The sequence below is a fragment of the Celeribacter sp. HF31 genome, assembly GCF_011806455.1.
Classification (GTDB): domain Bacteria; phylum Pseudomonadota; class Alphaproteobacteria; order Rhodobacterales; family Rhodobacteraceae; genus Celeribacter.
The window spans coordinates 43,772-66,194 of record NZ_JAATOT010000007.1; the positions used below are offsets into that span (position 1 = coordinate 43,772).

The window sequence follows — 22,423 nt, forward strand, 5'->3', positions numbered from 1 at the left end:
GCTTACTCCTTCCCAGTCTGTTGCGGGGCACGGGTCTGACCGCACCACGTCAGCCAGACGGCAGCCGTCCAGCCAAAGGAGGCCCCGCCACAGGGCGTGCCATCCATCGGATCGTAATATTCCCAAAAACCACCGCCCTCGATGAGGCGCGCGGTCTCGTCACGTAGCCGCGCTTCGGCCTCTGTGCGGCCCATGTCCTTGAGCCCCATGGCGATGAGCGAATTGACCACCGGCCATGTCGGCCCGCGCCAATAACGCCGCGGCTCGAACCGTTCACTGTCCGGGTCGGCAGACGGAATGCCGTAGGACACCTTGTCCCAAATCCGCGCGAAATGCGCGTCCAGCGCCGGGCGCGAGACGCCCGCGAGATAGGACAAAAACGCCCCCGATCCCAAAACATTCGCGAACTTTCCAGTCCGCATATCATAGGCGTCGAACCAGCCTTTTTCGGCGTTCCACATCTTGTCGAGCCCCTCGCGGAGCTGCGCCTCTTGCGCCTGCAAATGGGTGACATCTTCGCCCAAGATACGGCCCAAGGCGATCAGGTCAGAGAAGGCCCGCAGGAGCACGAAGCTGATCCCCGGATCGGCCATCAGAAACGGGCCGTTCTCGACCATCTCGCGGTCATCCCAATTCACGGAACGGCCAAAGGCCAGGATCGCCAGATAGCGGTCGTAATCCCATTTCTGCGGGCGTTCCTCCACCTTCACATGGGTGGTGTCGCGGCGCAGGTAGGGATCGTCCTCATTGATCGCGATGCCCTCCATGCCGAGGTCCCAATCAGGGCAGTTGTCCCGCCCGCTCTCCCACGGATGGATGATGGCGACAGGCCCGTCTTTGCAGCGTTCCCTGATCCACCAATCGTGCCAGGCGACCAGCTTCGGATAGAGCGATTTCACATGCGGCAGGCCCGCTTCCGGGTCCATGTCATAGATTTTCCGAATGAGCGTCGCGGCCACAGGCGGCTGCGAGATGCCCGAGGTCGGCGGCTCATGGGTGGCGCCCCAGACCTTGGGCCCCGGAAAGTAATCCGGGTCGACCTTGTGGAAAATGATATGCGGCACCATGCCGGTGTCCCATTGCGAGGCGAACAACAGATGCACCTCCTGCCACGCCCGCGCCATGTCGAAAGTGGCATATCCCCAGGCAGAAAACATGCTGTCCCAATTCCACTGATAAGGATAAAGCCGCGCGGTCGGGATGGTGTAGCCGCCACGATCATTGCCCAAAAGGACATCGCGGGCGGCTTGGTCGATGGGGTTTTGATGTGTCATCCTTTAACGCTCCCGGCTGTCAGGCCTTTGGTCATGAATTTCTCAAGCCCCAAGAACAGCGCCATGATCGGCACGGTGGCGATCACCGAGCCTGCCATGAGGTGTTGCCGTGGGATTTCCGACGAGTTGAGCGAGGCGATCCCGCGCGTCAGGGTAAATTTCGACGGATCGTCCAAGAGCATGAAGGCCAAGAGGAACTCGTTCCACGCGATCATGAAGACGTAGAGCGACACGGAGGCGAGTGCCGGAAGGCTGAGCGGCAGGGTGATTTTCCAGATCACCTGAAGCCGCGAGAGACCATCCATCAGCCCGGCTTCTTCGATCTCTGCGGGCAGGCCGCGGAAGTAGCCTTGCAGCATATACAAAGCCACCGGGATCGTCGTCACCGGGTAGATCATCACGATGCCGGTGATCGAATTGCGCAGCCCCATCATCGAAAAGGCGATGTAGATCGGCAACGCCAGAACGATCATCGGCACCATATAGATCAAGAGGATAGACCGCGAAAACGCCGCCTGCCCCCGGAACCGAAGACGCGCCACGGCATAGGCACCGGGGATCGCGAACAGGAGCGTGATGAACACGGTCAGCACGGAAATGTAGAACGACGTCCACATATAGGAGCCGAAATTGAACTCCGTGATCAGTTCGACATAGGACCGGAACAGGCCCCAGCCCTGCGACAGATCAATGGAGAAATCCAAGGGGTTCTGCATCAGTTGCGCCTGATTTTTCAGGCTGGTCATCACCATCACATAGAAGGGAATGACCACGATGGCGGTGAAGAAGATATAGCCAAAGCCCCGGAGCGTGCGGATCACAGCCTCCTCGAATTCATGGCGGGTGAGCGCACCCAGGGTCAGCTCTTCGACGAAGACCTTGAGCGGCCAACCGATGCCGATCCCCATGAACACAGCCGCCGCAACGCGCGCCACCGAGGACACGTTGCCGGTCAAAACCGGACCGATCCCAAGCGACAGGGCAATAAAATAGACCACAGAGAGCACGGCAGAGGCGACCAAAGTCGTCCCGCCCCAGACAAGCGCCAATCCCGTGGGAATGCCAAAGATCACGGACCACGTCAGGGAAGGCCGGAACGCCTCGCCGGTGGCGAAACTCATCGCCACGGCGACGGTCACCGCGATGACGAAGGTCCACAAAACGCCCAAGGCGGGGCCGGTGAGATATCCAAAACGGAGGTGTTTCATAGCCCTTCCTCCTTCGACATGAATTTGAAGAAGAACACGGAGAACAACAGCAGACAGGCAAAGATCACCACGGCCACCGCAGCGCCCGCGCCGATGTTCGACACAGCAAAGGCCTGTTCATAGACATTCACAGTCAAAACGCGCGTTCCCGCGTTGCCGCCGGTCAAAAGGAAAATGTCGTCGAACTTGTTGAACGTCCAAATGAAGCGCAACAGGAAGAGCACCGACAAAATACCCAAAAGCTGCGGCATACTGAGATACCAAAATTGCTGGAACGGCGAGGCGCCATCCATATCGGCGGCCTCATACATATCGGTCGAGATCGACTGCATCCGGGCGAGGATGAAGAGGAACGACAGCGGGAAATAACGCCAGATCTCAAACAGCGTCACCATGATCAGCGCCAAGGGCCGCTCGCCAAAGAAGTTGATCGCCTGATCCGTCACCCCCATCTGCACCAAAAGCGCATTGGCAGAGCCGGAGAAGGGATCGAAAAGCAAAATCCACGCAAAGGCCACCGCGATCACCGGCGCCACATAGGGAAAGAGGTAGAGCCCGCGCAGAATGCCCTGTCCTTTGAAGGAGTGATTGAGCAGCAAGGAGGCGAAAAGCCCCATGACCAGCGCCCCCACCGTGCCGAAGACCGTGTAAAACAGGGTTACTCCAAGGACGTTAAAGAACTCGCCGCCGTCAAACACGGACACAAAGTTCTTTAAGGTGAACTCATTGTTGGTGAGCACGAAAGAGGCTTTGCCATCGACCTGAACCGGCGTGTCCTCGACATCGCTATCCGTATCGAACCAGGCCTGCTCGGTCACGACAGGGATGTTCAGTGTCTCACGATAGCCGCCCTCCCAATCGCCCAGATCGCAGGACAACAGGCCTTCGGCGATCTCGCAGCGCGGGTCCAACTCACCCGCCAATGTCAGCCCCTCGGGCCAAGCGTCTTGCAATGTCACGCCGGTGATTTCGGAACTCGGGGACGAGTTGCGCAGCCGGTATCGGAGCGTCGCCTCATCGCCCGCTGCCGCAGGGCGCCCGCGCAGGTCTTCGCGCACAACCGTGTCCGGCGCCCGCAAATCCGACAATGAGACGGGTTTCACGGAAATCCAGAAGATCGCCAAAAGCGGCAGGATCACGACCAGTGAAACGGCGAGGATGGTGGGGGTCAAAAGGCCCCAGGCAAGGCGCGCCTCGGAACGGGCCAAAGGCCCGGCCCCGCGCGGAGGTCCGATGTCCGACATGGAAAACTCCCTGTCTGTTCTGAAAGAGAGGGGGTGCGCACACCGCACCCCCGATAAGCGCTTATTCGATCGCGCCCAGTTCGGCGTTCATCTCGGCCACGGCCGCGGCCGCGTCGATTTCACCGTCGATATACTCACGCACCACGCGGTTGATGACCTGAGAGTTGATCATCTTGGAGGCGAGCGTCAGTTGACCTTCGGTCACGCCCCACCGCTGCGCCACGTCGAGACCGGCGACGATCTCGTCGATCATGTCCTGCGCGTAAAGTTCGCCCAAAGGCGCTTTGCGATCCACACCGACCGGAAGTTCGGCCCATTCCTTGGCGAACAACTCCGGGTCATCTGCCGTGCCACGACGCACCGGGAACTTGCCCTCGGGCGCGATGGACAGCGTCTGGGTATAGCCCTCATCCATGGAATACATCACGAATTCCTCGGCCGCATCCGTATCTGCATCCGACGTGATGCCGAAATAGCGGATGTCGCCCCAGGCCGCGCCGTCCGGGTTGGACGGGCCGGAGAAGGTCGTCACGATGCCGGTTTTCGACGCCAATTCGCCGGAAGTCGGATCGTCGTTGATGGTCGGCGGAGCACTGTCGCGCAGGCCGGCCAGCTCATCGAGGATGAAGGGCGACCAGATGATCATTGCCGCATTGCCGGAGAAATAAAGCGTGCGGGACTGATCCCAATAGAGATCACCCGGAGGCGAGGCATTGGCGATGGCCTTATAGAAATCAAGCACTTCGGTGGTTTTCGCCTCATCCAAAGGCGCGAAACCGCCCTCGTCCACCGGGCTCACACCATTGGCGAGGAAGACATGTTCCAACACCTGCGACATGAAGTTTTCGTCCACTTTCGTCGCGGCAACGAAGCCATACATTTCCGGCGGGTTGTGCAGTTTTTCGAGAGCCGCTTCGACAGCCGCATAAGACGTCGGTGCCTCAAGGCCTGCTTCGTCGAAGAGGTCTTTGCGGTAGACGATCATCTGCGTCCAGCCATCGACCGGCACGGAGGCATAGCCGTCATCCATCGCCGCCATGCCCAAAGCGCCGGAGGCAAAGGTGTCGACGCCCAGCTCTTCGATCACATCGGTGGCCGCGTCCATATCGAGGATCCCGGCCTCGGCCCAAGGCAGCGCATATTGCAGCGGGTGATAGATCACATCGGGCAGGTCACCTGCGGCAAAGGCGGCTGTGGCGCGGGTGCCAAGCTCGGATTCTGTCACCGGGATCACCTCGACCGCCGTGCCGGTTTTCTCTTCGAACGCTTTCGCCATTTCTTCTTGCTTTGCAAGGCGATCCGGCTGTTCCTCGGTGGTCCAGAACCGCAATGTATCAGCACTTGCCGCAAAGCTGGTCAGTGCCAGCGCGGTCGCCGCACTTGTCAGAAGGATGTGTTTTTTCAGTGTCATCGCTCTCTCCCTGAGTTGATGCATTTAATCGTTACGAATGGGATCGGCCGTCAGGCGGATCACATGTTGCGCCAGCTCTTCTGGCATCTTGCCCGGACGCCCCGTCGAGCCCCCCGGACGAAAATCTGCCGCGATCAGCTCCTGCTGAAGCGGGGCGTTCAGGTCGCGGAGCCGCGCCATGAGCATTGCGCCCAAAGCGGCCCCGGCTTTTCGGTTGTCGACGGCAAAGGTGGCCAAACGCGGCCACATCGCCTGCGCCTCCGGCGAGCCGTCATAACCCACGATCGACAGGTCAGAGCCGATCTGGAGCCCCATCTCATGGGCGACATCATAAACCCCGCGCGCCAAAGTGTCGGTGGCACAGAGAATGGCGGTGGGCGGTTGCTCCAGAGCCAAAAGTTGGCGCGTGGCCTTGGCGGCTTCTTCCGGGTCGAGCACCTCTTCGATCATCAGAGCCGGATCGAACGCCAGCCCCTCTTGCGCAAGCCCCGTGCGATAGCCGTCGCGGCGCAGATGCGCATAGGCGTAGTGACTGGCGGAGCCGATATAAGCGATCCGCTCATGACCAAGCTGCGCAAGCCAGGTCACAGCCTCGACCATCGACACTTCGCTCTGAGCATCAAAATAGGATGTTTCTACGTGATTTTTGCTGCGCCCATAGCAAATATAAGGCGCATCTTCGCGATCCAGAAAGGCGATGCGCGGATCGTCCCACAACACACGTGGCAAGATGAACCCATCGGCTTTGCGGTGCAAAATCAGGTCGCGCATGATCCGCAAGGTGTCGCCTTCGCTCTCGGAGGTCGCGATCGTCAACGTCCAACCCTCAGCGGAAGCGGCCTGCGTCAACCCGGCGAGGAATTCGGCCAGAAACGGCGCGTGGGCATCATGTTCGGACAGTTCGATCACAAGACCCAGAGAACAGCTGCGCCCGGTCTTGATCGCCTGCGCCTGGCTCAGCGGGCGATAGCCCATCGCCTGGGCGGCACGAATGACGCGAATGCGGGTGGTTTCGGAAATATCCGGGTAGCCGTTCAAAGCACGGGAGACCGTTCCCTTCGTCAGGCTCAGCGCCTGAGAAAGATCGGTGATCGTCACCCGCGCGTTGTCGCGGGAGCGTCGATCCGGTTTTACGTCTGACCTCACCTGATTCGCCTCCTCCCTCTCACAAGAAACGCCGAAACCGGTTTCGGCAACGTGTTTTTATCAAATAGTCCATTTTGGCATTGCAGCAAAAATGCTGCGGCGCCAAAATGGAAGCTATTGATTGTGAGGGAAAAATTCAGGCGATGCGGAAGACCTTGGCCGCCTCTTCCTTGGACATATCGGCCTTGTCATGGGTTGAGGTCACACGCCCCCGCTCCATGAAAACAAGGCTGTCGGCGAGGTCGTAAGCGAACTCGAAATACTGCTCCACCAGCACGATCGCCATGTCGCCCCGGTCGCGCAAAAGCGAGATCACGCGACCGATCTGCTGGATGATATTGGGCTGAATCCCCTCGGTCGGCTCATCCAAGAGCAAGAGCTTCGGCTTGATGATCAACGCGCGGGCGATGGCCAATTGCTGTTGCTGACCGCCGGACAAATCGCCGCCGCGCCGGTTCATGAACTCCTTGAGGATCGGGAACAGCTCGAAGATTTCATCGGGGATGACATGTTCGGATTTTGGTAGACAGGTGAACCCGCTCTCAAGGTTTTCCCGCACCGTCAAAAGCGGAAAGATCATCCGCCCCTGCGGCACCACGGCGAGGCCCTTTTTCGCCAGTTCGTGCGCGGGCGCACGCCCGACATCTTCGCCATCGAGCATCATCGAGCCCCCGGAACGCGGATGGGTGCCGGAGATCGCCTTGAGCAAGGAGGTTTTGCCAACGCCGTTGGTGCCCATGACACAGGTCACCTTTCCGGCCTCGGCCGAAATATCCACGTCATAGAGGATTTGCGAGCCACCATAGTGGAGAGAGAGGTTTTTCACATCGAGCATGGTTATCTCTCCTTATCGACCCAGATAGACGTCAATTACGTCCTGGTTTTGCGTCACGTGATCGAGCGAGCCTTCGGCCAGAACCGATCCCTCGTGCAGCACGGTGACCTTGCAGTCGAGGCGCCGGACGAACTCCATATCGTGTTCGACCACCACCACAGCGCGGGTTTTCGCGGCCTCTTTCAGGATGTCCGTCGTGTGCTCGCGCTCGCCCAAGGTCATCCCGGCGGCGGGTTCATCGACCAGCAAAAGCTTCGGGTCCTGCGCCAAGAGCATGCCGATCTCCAGCCATTGCTTTTGACCATGCGACAGCTCGCCGGATTTGCGCTCCAACTGATCGGACAGACCGATCTCGGAGGCCAGTTCCTCGACCTTCGCGAGGTCTTTGAACTTTGGCCGAAAGAACAGAACCTTCAGCGGATTGCGGTCATTCTTGACCGCCATCAGCAGATTTTCGAACACCGTCTGGTCCTCGAACACCGTCGGGCGCTGAAATTTGCGGCCAATCCCGGCGCGCGCAATCTTGGCCTCGTTCATGCCGATCAGATTGCGCGACAGCTCGCCCCAGAGGACCTTGCCCTCATCGGGTTTCGTCTTTCCGGTCACGATGTCCATGAAGGTCGTCTTGCCCGCCCCGTTGGGCCCGATGATGGCGCGCATCTCGGCGGGACCGATCTCAAAGGACAGGTTGTTGATCGCCTTGAACCCATCGAAAGAGACGGAAATGCCGGAGACTTCGAGAAGTGTGCCTGTGTTGCTCATTTCTCCGCCTCCTCTTCGCGCAGGCTGCCTTTGTCGGGACCAAGCGGCAGGCCATGCCGGTTCGGCGACATGCGATGCGTGATCAGATCGAACAATCCGCCGATGCCTTTGGGGGCAAACAGGGTGACGAGCACGAAGGACAGGCCCAGAAGCACAAGCCACCAATCGACCCATTTGATCGTGTAGAACCCGAGGTTGATGTCGGGCGCTTGCCCGCCGGTGAAATAGGTCGAGACCAGCGAGACGAACCCGGCGCCGATCGCCGCGCCGTAGATGCGGCCACGTCCACCGATGGCAACCCAGACCGCGAGGTAGATCGAGGCGATGGGGGCGATCTCGGCGGGGTTGATGATGCCCGCTTGCGGATAATAAAGCGCGCCACCGATGGCCGCGATCACGGCGGTGAGGGTGAAGATGAAAAGTTTGAAGCCTTCGACCGAATAGCCCAGGAACCGCACCCGCGCCTCGTCGTCGCGGATGCCGCGAATGACGGAGCCGAATTTGCCGGAGACGATGAAGGCGGCGATCAGATAGGTGAGCAAGAGCGCGAAAGCCGAGGCCCAGAAGAACCAGATCGAGATATTGTCCTGCGAGATCGCATCCGCGCCGGGCAGGTTTTGCAGGCCCGAGAGACCGTTGTTGCCGCGCAAGCCGCTGTCATTTTGAAAGAGGTAAAGCGAGAGCGCGAGGGTCATTGCCTGGGTCAGGATCGACAGGTAGACGCCCGTGACCCGCGAGCGGAAGGCCAGCCAGCCGAAGACAAGCGCGAGGAGGCCGGGCACCAGCACGACCAAGGCGATCTGCGCCCAGAAACTATGCGCAAACGTCCAGATCAGTGGGAAATCCGACGAGCCGACGACACCGAAAATCTGCGTCCCGATGGCGTCCGAGATTTCCGAGGGCGTGGGTGGCAGGGCGGCGTTGGCCATGCTCTCAACCACGATGATCTCGGTGCGCGCATACATCAGCCACATGCCGATCATATAGCCGCCCAGCCCGAAGAAGGCGAAATGGCCCAAGGAGAGGATGCCCGTGTAGCCCCAGACCAGATCCATCGCGATGGCCACGAGCGCGAGGCAGAGTGTCTTGCCCAAGGTCTTGACGAAAGAGGTCGAAAGCGCTCCCGTGCCATAGGCCTCCGACATGAAGGTGACGGCGAGAGTGAAGATCGCGAGGAGCCCGATGAACACCATAAGGGAAGGGTTTTTCTTGAACATCGTCATGTCTTTAATCCCCCGCCGCACGGCCCTTGAGGGCGATGATGCCCTTGGGTCGGAACTGAATGAAAATGATGATGAAAACGATCATATAGGTCTGCGCCGCCAATGTGTTCGACGGGTTGAACCATTCGATGCCCTTTTGCAGGAAGCCGATCATGGTGGCGCCCAAGAGCGTGCCCCAGATGTTGCCAACGCCGCCGACGACCACGGTCATGAAGCTTTGGACGATGTAGTCGGAGCCCAGCTCGGAGGTGACTTTGGCGTAGAGACCGATGGCCACACCAGCAATGCCCGCAATGCCAGAGCCGAGGCCGAAGGTCAGCATATTCACCTTATCGGGGTTGATGCCCATCGACGCCGCCATACGCGGATTTTGCGTCACGGCGCGGGTCTCAAGGCCCAAACGGGTTTTCTTCATGATGAAGAGGAACACGCCCAGGAAGATCAGCGCGAGGATGAAGATCGCGATACGGATGTAGGAAATCGACACAACGTCGTTGAAGGACAAAGCGCCATCAAGCCACCCCGGAGAGGTCAGCGGGCGGGCCTGAGTGCCAAAGATGTTTTTCGCCAACTGTTGCAGTGCAATGGAGACGCCGAAGGTCGCCAAAAGCGTCTCCAGAGGCCGGTTGTAAAGCCAGCGAATGATCAGCCGCTCCATCGCCACCCCGGCGGCAAAGGTGACGGCAAAGGCCAGAGGGATCGCGAGGAGGATCGAGACGGTGTAATCCGGCACGATCTGTTGCACGACATAGCCGGTGTAGGCGCCCATCATGATGAATTCGCCATGCGCCATGTTGATCACGCCCATGACGCCGAAGGTGATCGCCAACCCGATGGCAGCGAGGAAATAGATCGAGGCCAGAGAGAGACCATCGAGAGAAAGATCGAAAAACTGGTTCAGGCCTACGGCACGATTGATCGACGCAAGCGTCGCCTCGGCGGCATCGGTGACGGCCTTTGAGGGTTCATCATAAACCTCGGCAAACTTCGCGCTGGCGACGGCCGCCTCCATCGTGAAATCCGGATCGAAAGCGGGCGCCACACCCTCTTGCGCCAGCGCCGCATAGGCGCGGTCGCGCGCGTCCTGCGTGTTCAACTCGGCCAAAGGCACACCGGCAACGGCGCCATTTTCGATATGGCTCTCCAACGCGGCTTTACGCTCCGCCAAACTGGGTTGCGGTTCGATCACCCCGGCAGACACCAAAAGGTCATAGCCCTCTGAGACGGTTAAGTCAGGCGACCCGGCGCGCAGCTCGCGTTTGACGTTGGCGCTCTCGGGCAGCCCCTCCGCGGGGACGATTTTCGTCGTCAGAACCGGGTTGAGGGCAGCCCGCGCGTCGAGAGACAGCGAGCCTTTGAAGCCTTCGATGGCCTTTACGCGTGCCGCGTCATCCGGGTCGAAAGAAATGGTCAACAACCGTTCGGTGGTTTCTTTGAGAGCTTTGATCTCAGGATTGGTCTCCCCCTCAATCGACGCGCGCAATGGCGCGAGGTGTGAGGCCTCGCCGTCACGTTGAATCGCCAATAAAGCCTCACGACGGCGTTCAGCATCGGGATCGTTCAACTGGAACTGCACCAAAGCCGCGCCGATCATCGCGCGGATGCCGGAGTTCGGTTTCAATTGCTCCAAATCGCCTTTGTCCGCCGTGCCGACACTTTCGCCCGTGGCAAAGTCGATCAGCTCATAGGTGGAACTGTCGACCCGTTCCGCCTTGAAAAACAGCCCATCGCTTTCCCGTTGCCACATGTCCTTGGCTTGCCAGGCCTGCAGCACATCCTGCGCCGCAGGCAGGCCGGAGCCCGCGATGGCGTCAATCGCCGGAGCAATGGTTTTACGTGACGATTGGGCGATGACCTCGGCGTGCTCTTGCAGCACATCCTGAATGGTTCGATCCTGCGCCTGTGCCGCAAGGCTACAGGTGAGCAGCAGGCAAGCTGCAATAAGGCTGCGAAGCATGAAATGTCTTTCCAAGCGGGAGGAAGAGAGGGCGAGACCCGCCCTCTCCGAATGCGTCAGATCAGCTTAGTAGTTGGATTTGAGCTGAACGCAGGTCTCGGTCTCGGTGTTGTACATCCCACAGCCGAGGTCTTTCCAATCGGATTTGAGCACGGCGCTTTCCGGCAGATAGTCGGTCCAGGCGTCACCCGGCACTTCTGGGGTCTGGGAGATGATGTCGAACTGACCGTCTTCGAGGATCTCACCGATCAGCACCGGTTTCGACAGGTGATGGTTCACGTTCATGATGGCGGTGCCCCCGGTGAGGTTCGGGAATTCCTGACCGTACATCTCGGCGCGCACGGCATCGACATCGGTGGAACCGGCGGCTTCGACGGCGTTCACCCACATGTTGAAGCCGATGTAATGCGCTTCCATCGGGTCGTTGGTCACACGCGAGTCATCTCCGATATAGGCATGCCAGGCGTCGATGAAGGCAGCGTTTTCCGGCGTGTCGGCGGACATGAAATAGTTCCAGGCGGCGAGGTGACCGACGAGGTTGGAGGTGTCGAGACCCGACAGTTCCTCTTCGCCCACGGAGAAGGCCACAACCGGGATGTCATCGGCAGACACGCCAGCCGCGGCGAGTTCTTTATAGAAGCCGATGTTCGCGTCGCCGTTGATGGTGGAGATCACGCCGACTTTCTTGCCGTCCGCGCCCAGCGCCACGACGTCGGCCACGATCTTGGACCAGTCAGAATGGCCGAAGGGCGTGTAGTTCACGAAGATGTCTTCTTCCGCGATGCCTTTGTCTTTCAGATAGGCTTCGAGGATGTTGTTCGTGGTGCGCGGATAGACGTAGTCGGTGCCGAGCAGAGCGAATTTTTCAACGCCAAGCTCATCGAGGAAATAATCCGTGGCCGGGATCGCCTGTTGGTTCGGAGCAGCGCCGGTGTAGAACACGTTCTTGGACGATTCCTCGCCCTCGTACTGCACCGGGTAAAACAGCAGGCCGTTGAGCTCTTCGATCACCGGCAGCACGGATTTGCGCGACACGGAGGTCCAGTTGCCGAAGATCACATCGACATCATGCACGGTCAGAAGCTCGCGCGCTTTTTCCGCGAACAGCGGCCAGTCGGAAGCCGGGTCGACCACGACGGCTTCGATCTCGCAGCCCAGAACACCGCCCTTGGCGTTCTGCTCGTCGACGAGCATCAGCATTGTGTCTTTCAGCGTGGTTTCCGAAATGGCCATCGTCCCCGACAGCGAATGCAGCACGCCCACTTTCACCGGGCAATCGGCAGCCATCGCGCCGGAGGCGATTGCGGTGCTTGCAAACAGAGCAGAGGCCAGAGTGGCTTTGAATTGAGTTTTCACTTCCATGTTCCCTTGTTGGAAGCCGCAGAACTGTCACGCTTCTCACGAATGAGATATCCATCTTTTTGTTTTTTATGGATAAAACGCCAACAGCCCCCTTATGCAGCGTTAAAGATTTACATCTCTTGCGCCTCCGCCGAAAAGGCTTTGACGCATGTCCCCGCGGCGGGTGGTGATCCGTTTGACCGCTCGGTCGAAGGCTCCCCGCGCACCGCACAGGCAGTCTGATGTTCACCCAAACGCGCACACAAGACTGTATACAAGCGAACAGCGTGCAAATGGGTCAGGTCGCAAAAACCGCCCAAATTTTAGTCACACAAAGCCGCTGATGACGCATTGCTGCGCGCCTCCAAAATCAGGTCCGACCACATATGTGAGGGCACGAATCCATCGCGCGCACCGCTGGTTACGCCAGAAAATAAGGCTCTAAACACAAAATTAGGAGCTTGCTGCCATGGTCCACTCAACCGGTTCGATGCCCGGACCGCGCACCGACGTGAACACAATGACTGGAAAGTGTTGGATCAGATGACGACGACGCATGATTTGAAACATCGTATTGGCAACATTTTCGGCTCTGTCGCCGCTAAGATTCTCGGGATCTTATTTGCGCTCGTGGGCACAACTCTCGCGGCCATTCTGGTCTCCGGTTCCCTGATCTCCACGATCAACGATGAGGCCGAAACTTTGGTCACCTCGTCGCTACCGCCCCTGGAAACCGCTTCTGAGATTTCCAATGCGGTCTCGTCGCTGAAGGATACCGTGAACACATTGTTGATCACGAACTCCTACTTGGCGATTCAAAGCGCGTTGAACGATGTTGAGGCCGCAAGTGCGCATCTTCAAAGTCACATGCAAGAAGTAGATCATGCAAAATATCCAGGCCTTGACGAAGAAATGGCAACACTTGCCAGCAATCTTTTGACCCTGGAACAAGCGCGGGCGCAGGAGCTTGAGGCGCAAAAAATGAACATGCAGGCGCTTGCAGATTTGAGTCAGGGTGCCCGTGCGCTGAGCGATGACCTGCAGGCTCGTATTGAAAGTGCCTCATTTTCGCTCCTGCTGGCGGGCAACACCGCCACCTCGAAATCAAGCCGCAACCTGAGCCATTTGCTCAAACGTGATGTTGACGCGCTGAAACTCGCCCTGATGCTGAAAGCCGAACTTAACCTTTCCGTTGGCCTGACACAGGCTTTGCTCGAGACCAATGATTTCGGCCTGCGCACAGAACTTCATGATAAGGCGCTCGCGGGACAGGCCCGCATCGAGACGATCCTGAGCGATATGCAAAAGAACAAAGCGGCCAAAGGCTATGTCGAAACGCTGCGTGAAGCCTTGGCTTTTCCCGCCGAATTTCTCGCCTTGGCACCGTCTGAAATGAAAATTCGCGCGCGCCTTTTGCATACGGCGCAAAACGATCTCGATGCCGAAGTGTCCCAAATTGTCGAGCAAACGCTGATCACTCTGGACAAAGAAAGTGCCGAAGCCATGGACACCAATGAGGCCGTGCTCAAAGGCCTCCTGGACACAGATGTGCGTCGCATCACCGATTTGGCGCGCATCGACACCACCATTAAAACCGTTCTGATCAAAGCCATGCAAGGTGCCGCATCCAACAACAGCGGTTACATTCAGGCGCTTCAGTTCGAAATCGATGAGATCACGCCCAAACTCGAAGCGGATATCGCCAATCTGCCCAGTGAGCTCCACGCGATCCTGTCTTCCGTTTTGGCTCAGGTGGATCCCGAAACCGGTCTGCTCGCGACCCGTCTTAAAACCCTGACGGCGCGTAGCGAAGGTTTCCTTGCCACATCTGCCGTCTCTGAGGATCTTCTGAAGATTTCCGAGATCGTCGTGCAGATTTCCAGCGATTCCATTGCCGACATCTCGTCAGCGAGTCAGGTTCTGATGTCAACCGCACAGGGTGCGTCGAAAACCATGGGGGGCATCACCGCCTTCGCCATCGCTATTGTTCTGGCGGCACCTATCCTGACCTATCTCTTCATCATGCGACCGCTCAGCGCCGTCACAGCAAGCACCGAACGTCTTGCTGTTGGGGAAATGTCCGAAATCAAGCGTGTCGGCGGTCGTTACGGCGAGATCGCGCGACTGTTCTCCGCCCTCACCGTGTTCCGCAACAACTTGGTCGAAAAGGAGCGTATGGAGGCGGAAACCGCTGAGCGCAAACTGAGAGAAGCTGAGGCGAAGGCCCAAGCCGCAGAAGACGCGCGTGCTCGGGACGCCGCCGAGCAAGAGCGCAAACTTGAACAGGAGCGCCGGGAAAGAGAACAAGAAGCCCGTGCAGAAGCCGAACGCCGCAAACTCGAAGACGCCGCCGAAGCGGAACGCAAAGCCCGTCATGCCGAACAAACGATGGTTGTCGATGCTTTGGCCGACGGTTTGCGTCGGCTGTCCAAAGGCGACGTGCGCCTGACAATCGATCAGGTCTTCCCCGAAGGGTATGAGCAATTGCGTCAGGATTACAACGCTGCGGTCCTGTCCCTGAGATCCGTGGTCGAAAAACTTTCGGGCACATCGCAAACAATCCACACAAATTCGAGCGAAATTTCGAATGCCGCAAACGATCTCTCGCAACGCACGGAACGCGCTGCCTCGATGTTGGGCGAAACCGCCTCGGCTCTGACCGAATTGACTGCCGCAGTCAAATCCGCAGCCGATGGAGCAGCCTCTGCCAATGACACGGTAAGCGGTGCGAAAGCCAATGCGCAAAACGCAAGCACCGTCGTGCAACAAGCGATCTCTGCCATGGATGCGATTTCCGACTCCTCAGACAAGATTTCGAAAATCATCTCCGTCATTGACGACATCGCGTTCCAGACAAACCTTCTTGCCCTCAACGCTGGTGTGGAAGCGGCCCGTGCTGGCGATGCAGGTCGTGGCTTTGCCGTCGTGGCCTCCGAAGTTCGCGCATTGGCACAAAGATCGTCCGAGGCAGCCCGCGAGATCAACGCCTTGATTTCCGTTTCGGGGCAAGAAGTCGGACGCGGTGTCACCCTCGTCGATCAAACCGGTGAAGCCCTGCGCTCCATTGTTCAGGATGTTTCCGTGATCTCCACACATATGGCGGAAATCGCCACCTCTGCCGAACAGCAATCTGCGGGAATTTCCGAAATCAACAGCGCCGTTGCCAATCTCGACCAAACCACACAACAGAACGCGGCCATGTTCGAGCAAACGACAGCCGCAAGCTTCTCGCTCGCACATGAAGCTTCTACTTTGAACGATATCGTCGCGCAGTTCGTTTTGAACGACACAGACGTGGATCAACGTTCGTTGGATGATGACGAGGAGCCTGTGTCCATGGCATCATAGATCCCTCTCAGGGGGCAAAAGGGTGATGCCAGAATACGCAGTTGCCAGACTTTTGCCCCTGAATGAATTCATATGCAAAAAATACAATCTGGATATGTTCTCACGTCATGGAATCTGGATAAAACCTTGATATGTCTCAAGGAAGATAAACGACACATGGGTGCAACTGCACCTAGTCAAATATCCCAGCACAGCAAGGATTGCACGTGACCATATTCCAGAACGTCCCATTCGATCAGCTTCAGGTCGGAATGGAAGCCGAGGTCCGACGCCTATGCGTCGCAGATGACCTTTACGTCTTCGCCCATGCCTCCGGAAACCTGAACCCAATGCACCTTCCTCACGAAGATGGTGATAAGGATGGCAAACCCGAAGCCGTCGCACCGTCTTTTTGGGTCGGCTCTCTCATTTCAGCAGTGCTGGGCAACAATCTTCCCGGCCCAGGAACGCTCTATAAATCTCAGAACCTGAAATTTCTCGGGCGCGCGCATGCTGGCGACGAGTTGATCGCCAAAGTCAAACTGATCCATAAGGGCGATGCACGAAGCGCAATTTTCGAAACGACTGTGTCTCTCACCGACGGCACCCTCTTGGTCGAAGGCGAAGCCGAAGTGATCGCGCCTGCCACATCCGAAAGCTTCGACATTCATGATGTCCCTGGGCTGACCGTCGAAAGCCATCGCCACTTCGACAAGCTACTCGACATGACTGCAGATTTACCCGCAACCCGCATGGCTGTGGTCGCCCCGGAAGAGCCGAATTCACTACGCGGCGCCATGATGGCGGCCGAACACAATCTGATCACGCCCATTCTATTGGGCGATCAGGATAAAATTCGCACGACAGCTAAAGAACTTGGGATGTCCCTCGACGGCATCGAATTGATCCATTGCGCAACACACCGCGAAGCCGCGCAACTGGCCGTCACCATGGTCCGCGAAGCCCGCGCCAGTGCGATTATGAAGGGCCACCTGCATACGGACGATCTCTTGCGTCCCATCCTAAGCTCGAATGGCGGCCTCAAAACCGGGCGACGTCTCAGCCATATTTTTGTAATGGATGTGCCCGGTCTCGATCATCTTTTGATGGTTTCGGATGCCGCGATCAATATAGCCCCAGACCTGCCGACCAAAGTCGACATTGTACAAAACGCGATCGATCTGGCGATCAGCCTCGGCATTGAAACGCCGAAAGTCGGCGTCCTCTCCGCCGTTGAAACCGTCAATCCGAAGATTCCGTCGACCTTGGATGCGGCAGCGCTTTCAAAAATGGCGGACCGCGACCAGATCAAGGGCGGGATTGTGGACGGCCCGCTGGCCATGGACAATGCGGTCAGCCTGACCGCGGCAAAGACCAAGGGCCTCAGAGGCGTTGTCGCAGGACATGCTGAAATTCTGGTCGTCCCGAACCTCGAAAGCGGCAATATGCTCGCCAAGGAATTGACTTTCATCGCGCATGCCGAAGCCGCAGGTGTCGTGATCGGCGCGCGGTGTCCAATTGTTTTGAACTCGCGGTCTGACAGTGACAAATCCCGCCTGGCCTCCTGTGCCGTCGCGGCCCTTCACGCCAAACGCGCGCGGGAGATCACCTGATGGGGCAACGCATTCTCACGATCAACGCGGGCTCATCTTCGGTCAAATTCGCGCTCTACACCTCTGGCGAAACGCCTGATTGTCTGGCGCAAGGTCTGGTACAAGGCATCGGGTCCACCCCCAGTTTCAGGTTCAAATCCGGGGGGCCGGCGGACACAAAACTCATCGACGCGAAAGATCAGACACAAGCGCTTGAAATCATTCTCCAAGAAATTACGCCTCTGCTCGACGGCCAGGATGTTGCAGGCGTCGGGCACCGGATCGTCCATGGCGGCCCCCTGCGCGCCACGCCCACGGAATTGACCGACGACGTACTGGCAGATCTGGCGACCTTCAACCCGCTGGCCCCGTTGCACCAGCCACACAACCTGTCGGCGGTCGAGGCGGCGAAAGAGGCTTTCCCTTACGCGCTGCAAATCGGCTGTTTCGACACCGCATTTCACCGCAATCATCCCTGGGAAAACGACATCTACGCCATCCCGCGCAAATATTACCAACAGGGTGTGAAGCGCTACGGCTTTCACGGGCTGAGCTACGATTATGTCTCGCACCAACTCGTGCGGGATCACCCCGAGCTGCATGGCAAGCGGATCATCATGTGCCATTTGGGCAGCGGCGCCTCGATTTGCGCGGTCAACAACGGGGTGTCTATCTCATCCTCCATGGGATTTTCCCCGCTCGATGGCATCCCGATGTCCACACGTTCCGGGCATCTCGACCCAGGCATCCTTTTGTACCTCATGGAGACAGAGGGCATGACGGCCAAGGACCTGACCCACATGCTCTATTACGAATCCGGGCTTTTGGGCCTGTCCGGCATCAGCCATGACATGCAGGTGCTCGAGGCTTCGGACGAACAAGGCGCCAAGGATGCGGTCGAGTATTTTGTCTACCGTGTGCGACGCGAGATCGGCGCCATGGCGGCGACACTTTCGGGCATTGATGCGCTGGTGTTCTGTGGCGGCATCGGGGAAAATTCACCGAACATTCGCCTTCAGATCATCGAACGGCTCGGCTTTTTGGGCATCGAACCCGATGTCGAAACCAACGCCCGAAACGCCACCCTGATTTCCAAAGGCGCCACGCCTGTCTTCGTTCTGCCAACGGACGAAGAACAGGTGATCGCCAATGCCGTGGCCAAGGCGCTTGTTCCTGCGCACTGAACGCTTGATTCAGCTCTCTGCGCTCCGCAACACACGTGCGGGGCGCACCCGCATGGCGCGCCATGAGAACAAGAGCGACGTCAAAGACGTCACGAAAACGCCACCCAAAATGATCCACAGCGCAGCCCCAAGCGACAAGGAGAAATCGGCCTCCATCACGAAATGGATCACCGCCCAGGCCGCCGTCGCCCCAGTGACCAAGGCCACGATCCCCGCGCCCAAGCCAAGGATCAACGCGCGCAACGCAAAACTCGCCAAAATCCGTGCCCGCCGCGCGCCCAAGGTTTTCAACACCGCCGCCTCATAGCGCCGACGCTCCTCGCCTGCCGCCGCCGTGCCGATCAAAACCACGGCGCCGGTCACCAGCGTCGCAATCGCACCCAGTGTTGTAGCACTCGCAATGCTTTGCAACACGGAGACCACGCGGTCGATGGCATCACGGACGCGGATCGTCGTGATGTTCGGATAGGCCCGCGCCAGATCGCGGATCAGGGGGGCTTCGGCCTCTTCTTCGGCATAGATCGTCGCGATCCATGTGTGCGGCGCACCTGCGAGGGCGACCGGATTCATGGTCAAGACAAAGCCCATTCCGGCGCCGGAGAAATCCACATTGCGAAACGAAGTGATCGTCCCGGTGATGTCGCGCCCGAGGATGTTAACCGTCATCTCATCGCCGAGTTTCAAGCCCATTTCTGCGGCTTCTTCGGCGGCAAAACTGATCTGCGGCGTGCTGTCCTCAGCGCGCCACCACGTGCCTTTTGCCACCTCTGTATTGTCAGGCGGTGTCTCTGCGTAAGTGATACCGCGATCTCCGCGCAGCACCCAGTGAGGACCCGCGACCTCTTGGGCATCACGACCATTGATCTGGGTGATCAGCCCTCTGAGCATCGGCGCACTTTCGAACCGGGTCACGTCGGGATCACCTGTGACCCGCGCGGTGAGACCCTCGATCTGATCGGGCTGAATGTCGACGACATAATAGGAGGGGGCGCGTTCCGGCAGTTCCTGCGCAATCGCGCCGCGCATATTGGCGTCGATCTGACCGATGGCCGAAAGCACCGTGAGACCGAGCCCGAGAGAAAGCACGACGGAGACGGCTTCGCCCCCCGGTCCGCCGATAGACCCAAGAGCCAAACGCAGGGGCAGAGGCGCGCCCCGCCAACGTGACAGGCGGCGCGCAATCGCAGTCAGGGCACGGCCCGCCAAGACGAGGAACACAAAGGAGACGGCCAGCCCGGCGAAGGCCCAGAGCACGAGGCTTTTGCTGTCGGAAAAACTGACCGCCACACCGATAAGGAGGGCAATCAGCAAGACAATCGCCACGAGATAAGGCCAACGTGGCCAGCCCTTAAGGCCGAAAAACGCATCACGATAGAGAGCCGCCGGGCGAATGCGCTCGGCTCGCGCGAGGGGCCACAGCACGAAAATCGCGCTGGCGAGAAAGCCGTAGAGTGCGGCCTCGACGAGGGGCATGAGATGCGGCGTCGCCTCGACCGGAACCGGCAGTAGCGTGCGGATGATCGGGAAGGCAATCAGCGGCAGCAGGGCCCCGATGATAAGCCCGCCCAGAATGGCAAAGCCCGACAGGGTGCCGATCTGAAACGCATAAGCGAGAAAGATCGTGCGTCGCTCGGCCCCCAGAGTTTTCAGCGTGGCGATGACCGAGATTTTCCGATCAAGATAGGCGCGCACGGCGGCGGAGACCCCGACACCGCCGACGGCCAACCCAGCCAGACCGACGAGCACCAGAAAGGAACCGAGTCGATCCACGAACCGGTTCACGCCGGGGGCACCGTTGCGGGAATCGCGCCACCGAAAACCGCCGGAAGCGACTTCGGATTCGGCGCGGGTTTTGAGCGCATCGAGATCGGTGTTGTCCGGTAGATCGAGCCGGTAAGCGCTTTCGAACAGGGTACCGGGCGCCAAGAGACCGGAGCTTTGCAAGGCGCTCAGAGAGGTGATGCTGCGCGGACCAAGCGAGAACCCCGCACCCGCGCCATCCGGTTCGCGAGTCAGCTCGGCCATGACGACAAAGGGCACATCGGCCAAAGTTACACGGTCGCCGACCTTAAGGCCCAGCCGTTCAAACAACATACGATCCAGTACAATGCCGGGCACACCGTCCTGACCGGCCAGCGCCTCTGACAGCGGGATATCCGGGGAAAGCCCGACCGTCCCGATCAGGGGATAGGCCCCATCGACGGCTTTCACCTGCGTCAGCGCGCGGTCTTCGCCCGCGCCCAGCATCGAGCGGAAATCGGCAATTTCGGAAAGCGCCAGAGAGTGGCTTTCCATCCATGCGCGCTCGTCCTCAGTGGCAAAGCGGTAGGTGAATTCCATCTCCGCATCACCGCCCAAAAGCGCAGCCCCTTCGCGGGCGAGGCCTTTGGAAATCCCGTCGCGCGCAGAGGTCACCGCCGCAATCGCCGCGACGCCCAACAGAAGACTTAGGATCAGAACCCGGAAACCCTTGACCCCCGCGCGCAATTCGCGCCGGGCGATGGTCCATGCCAGCCGCGTGCTCACGCCTGCGCCTCCGCGTCGATCCGACCATCGCGCAATCGCACCACACGGTCACAGCGCGCCGCGAGGTCCGAGGAATGCGTCACCATCACAAGGGTCGCCCCATGACGATCCCGTAAGCCCATCAAAAGCTCCATGATCGCCTCGCCCGTGGCGCCATCGAGATTGCCCGTCGGCTCATCGGCCAACAAAATCTCAGGACGCGGCGCAGAGGCCCGCGCCAAGGCGACACGTTGCTGTTCGCCGCCCGACATTTGTGCCGGGTAATGATCAGCGCGTGCATCAAGTCCAACGGCCTCCAGCTCCGCTCGCGCGCGCTCGAAGGCGTCCGTCACGCCCGCAAGTTCCAGCGGGATCGCCACATTTTCCAAGGCCGTCATCGTCGGAATGAGGTGGAAAGACTGGAACACCACCCCCATATGATCCCTGCGAAACTGCGCCAGTTGATCTTCGTTCATCGCGCTCAGATCGTGCCCGAGCACCGACATCCGACCACGGCTGGCCCGTTCCAGCCCGCCCAAAACCATGAGGAGCGATGATTTGCCCGACCCCGACGGCCCGACAAGCCCAAGCGTCTCGCCGCGTTTGACCTCCAGCGAAATGCCACGCAAAATGTCGACTGGCCCCGCATTGCCATCCAGAGACAGCTGGATATCCTGGGTGACGATGATCGGCTCTGTCATGATGGGCCTCAAGGGAGATGTCTTTTGATCTTAAACACATATGGGGCCGCCCGCCGCATCGGCAACCGACTCTCTCTCATGATGGTCAAGATTGTCTTGATGAGCCTACCCGCGATGGCGGCCGCCGAACCTGTGCGTATCGTGGCGCTCGGTGACAGCCTGACGCAGGGCTACGGGCTTATTCAACAGGACGGATTCACGGCGCAGCTGCAAGGCTGGCTCGACGCGCATGAGGCCGAGGCGACCATCGTGAATGCGGGCGTGTCGGGTGACACGACGGCGGGCGGGCTGAGCCGGGTCGATTGGACGTTGACCCCGGACATCGACGGGATGATCGTCGCGCTTGGCGGCAATGACCTGTTGCGTGGGCTGTCTCCGGAGCTGTCGCGGGCCAATTTAAGCGGGATTTTGCAAGCAGCAGAGGCAAAAGACATCCCCGTTTTGCTGGTCGGCATGCAGGCCCCGGGAAATTATGGCGCCGAGTACAAAGCCCAATTCGATGCGATCTACCCGGAGCTGTCCGAAGAGTTCGGCACGCTCTATTTCGAGGGGTTCCTGAAACCGCTCACCGACTTGGACACCTGGGAACAGATGCTCAAAACTCATATGCAACCTGACGGCATTCACCCGAATGCAACCGGCGTGTCGGTCATTGTCGAGGCGATGGGACCAACGGTTGCCGAACTGGCCGATCTGGCGCGAGATTGAGTTTG

The 22,423-nt window shown here is 59.2% G+C and carries 16 protein-coding genes; 4 read left to right on the forward strand and 12 right to left on the reverse strand.

The window, feature by feature from the left end; all coding sequences use genetic code 11:
* Positions 1-2: 2 nt before the first annotated feature.
* From HCZ23_RS15200 to urtA, 10 genes are all read right to left on the reverse strand, one after another.
* Positions 3-1,274, reverse strand: a complete 1,272-nt coding sequence (locus tag HCZ23_RS15200; RefSeq protein WP_167602598.1) for a hypothetical protein — start codon at positions 1,272-1,274, stop codon at positions 3-5.
* A complete protein-coding gene (locus tag HCZ23_RS15205; RefSeq protein ID WP_167602599.1) occupies positions 1,271-2,482 on the reverse strand; it encodes an ABC transporter permease subunit in 1,212 nt (403 codons plus the stop codon). Before HCZ23_RS15205 ends, HCZ23_RS15200 begins: the two co-directional genes overlap by 4 nt.
* Positions 2,479-3,726, reverse strand: a complete 1,248-nt coding sequence (locus HCZ23_RS15210; RefSeq protein WP_167602600.1) for a carbohydrate ABC transporter permease — start codon at positions 3,724-3,726, stop codon at positions 2,479-2,481. The genes HCZ23_RS15205 and HCZ23_RS15210 overlap by 4 nt, the downstream gene beginning before the upstream one ends.
* Before the next feature lie 61 nt (positions 3,727-3,787).
* Positions 3,788-5,137 carry an ABC transporter substrate-binding protein gene (locus HCZ23_RS15215; RefSeq protein ID WP_167602601.1) on the reverse strand — a complete coding sequence of 450 codons (1,350 nt, stop codon included), beginning with the start codon at positions 5,135-5,137 and terminating at the stop codon, positions 3,788-3,790.
* Between the two features lie 24 nt (positions 5,138-5,161).
* Complete coding sequence (locus HCZ23_RS15220; protein WP_167602602.1) at positions 5,162-6,283, reverse strand: LacI family DNA-binding transcriptional regulator; 1,122 nt, start codon at positions 6,281-6,283, stop codon at positions 5,162-5,164.
* Positions 6,284-6,419: 136 nt separating this feature from the next.
* Positions 6,420-7,118: an urea ABC transporter ATP-binding subunit UrtE gene (gene urtE / locus HCZ23_RS15225; protein ID WP_167602603.1), complete on the reverse strand. Its 699-nt coding sequence runs from the start codon at positions 7,116-7,118 to the stop codon at positions 6,420-6,422.
* Positions 7,119-7,130: 12 nt separating this feature from the next.
* Entirely contained in the window at positions 7,131-7,880 is a 750-nt protein-coding gene (gene urtD, locus HCZ23_RS15230) for an urea ABC transporter ATP-binding protein UrtD (RefSeq protein WP_167602604.1), read from the reverse strand.
* Positions 7,877-9,097: an urea ABC transporter permease subunit UrtC gene (gene urtC / locus HCZ23_RS15235; protein ID WP_254870337.1), complete on the reverse strand. Its 1,221-nt coding sequence runs from the start codon at positions 9,095-9,097 to the stop codon at positions 7,877-7,879. Before urtC ends, urtD begins: the two co-directional genes overlap by 4 nt.
* A gap of 10 nt (positions 9,098-9,107) precedes the next feature.
* Complete coding sequence (urtB, locus tag HCZ23_RS15240; RefSeq protein WP_167602606.1) at positions 9,108-11,060, reverse strand: urea ABC transporter permease subunit UrtB; 1,953 nt, start codon at positions 11,058-11,060, stop codon at positions 9,108-9,110.
* A gap of 66 nt (positions 11,061-11,126) precedes the next feature.
* Positions 11,127-12,422 carry an urea ABC transporter substrate-binding protein gene (urtA, locus tag HCZ23_RS15245; protein WP_167602607.1) on the reverse strand — a complete coding sequence of 432 codons (1,296 nt, stop codon included), beginning with the start codon at positions 12,420-12,422 and terminating at the stop codon, positions 11,127-11,129.
* A 522-nt stretch (positions 12,423-12,944) separates the two neighbouring features.
* Between urtA and HCZ23_RS15250 the strand changes: the two genes are divergently transcribed.
* The 3 genes from HCZ23_RS15250 (at position 12,945) to HCZ23_RS15260 (ending at position 18,504) form a co-directional block, all read left to right on the forward strand.
* Positions 12,945-15,749: a methyl-accepting chemotaxis protein gene (locus HCZ23_RS15250; protein WP_167602608.1), complete on the forward strand. Its 2,805-nt coding sequence runs from the start codon at positions 12,945-12,947 to the stop codon at positions 15,747-15,749.
* 200 nt (positions 15,750-15,949) lie between these two features.
* Positions 15,950-17,341, forward strand: coding sequence for a bifunctional enoyl-CoA hydratase/phosphate acetyltransferase (locus tag HCZ23_RS15255; RefSeq protein WP_167602609.1), 1,392 nt, complete (start codon positions 15,950-15,952; stop codon positions 17,339-17,341).
* Positions 17,341-18,504, forward strand: coding sequence for an acetate/propionate family kinase (locus HCZ23_RS15260; RefSeq protein ID WP_167602610.1), 1,164 nt, complete (start codon positions 17,341-17,343; stop codon positions 18,502-18,504). Before HCZ23_RS15255 ends, HCZ23_RS15260 begins: the two co-directional genes overlap by 1 nt.
* 9 nt (positions 18,505-18,513) lie before the next feature.
* On the opposite strand, the gene HCZ23_RS15265 is transcribed toward HCZ23_RS15260, so the two are convergent.
* Positions 18,514-21,030 (reverse strand): FtsX-like permease family protein, encoded by a 2,517-nt coding sequence (locus HCZ23_RS15265; RefSeq protein WP_167602611.1) that lies wholly within the window; start codon positions 21,028-21,030, stop codon positions 18,514-18,516.
* The gene (locus HCZ23_RS15270; RefSeq protein ID WP_167602612.1) at positions 21,027-21,710 is read right to left on the reverse strand and encodes an ABC transporter ATP-binding protein; all 684 of its coding nucleotides are present in this window, start codon (positions 21,708-21,710) and stop codon (positions 21,027-21,029) included. Before HCZ23_RS15270 ends, HCZ23_RS15265 begins: the two co-directional genes overlap by 4 nt.
* A gap of 81 nt (positions 21,711-21,791) precedes the next feature.
* On the opposite strand from HCZ23_RS15270, the gene HCZ23_RS15275 reads away from it, so the two are divergent.
* Positions 21,792-22,418, forward strand: a complete 627-nt coding sequence (locus HCZ23_RS15275; protein ID WP_167602798.1) for an arylesterase — start codon at positions 21,792-21,794, stop codon at positions 22,416-22,418.
* Positions 22,419-22,423 lie beyond the last annotated feature (5 nt).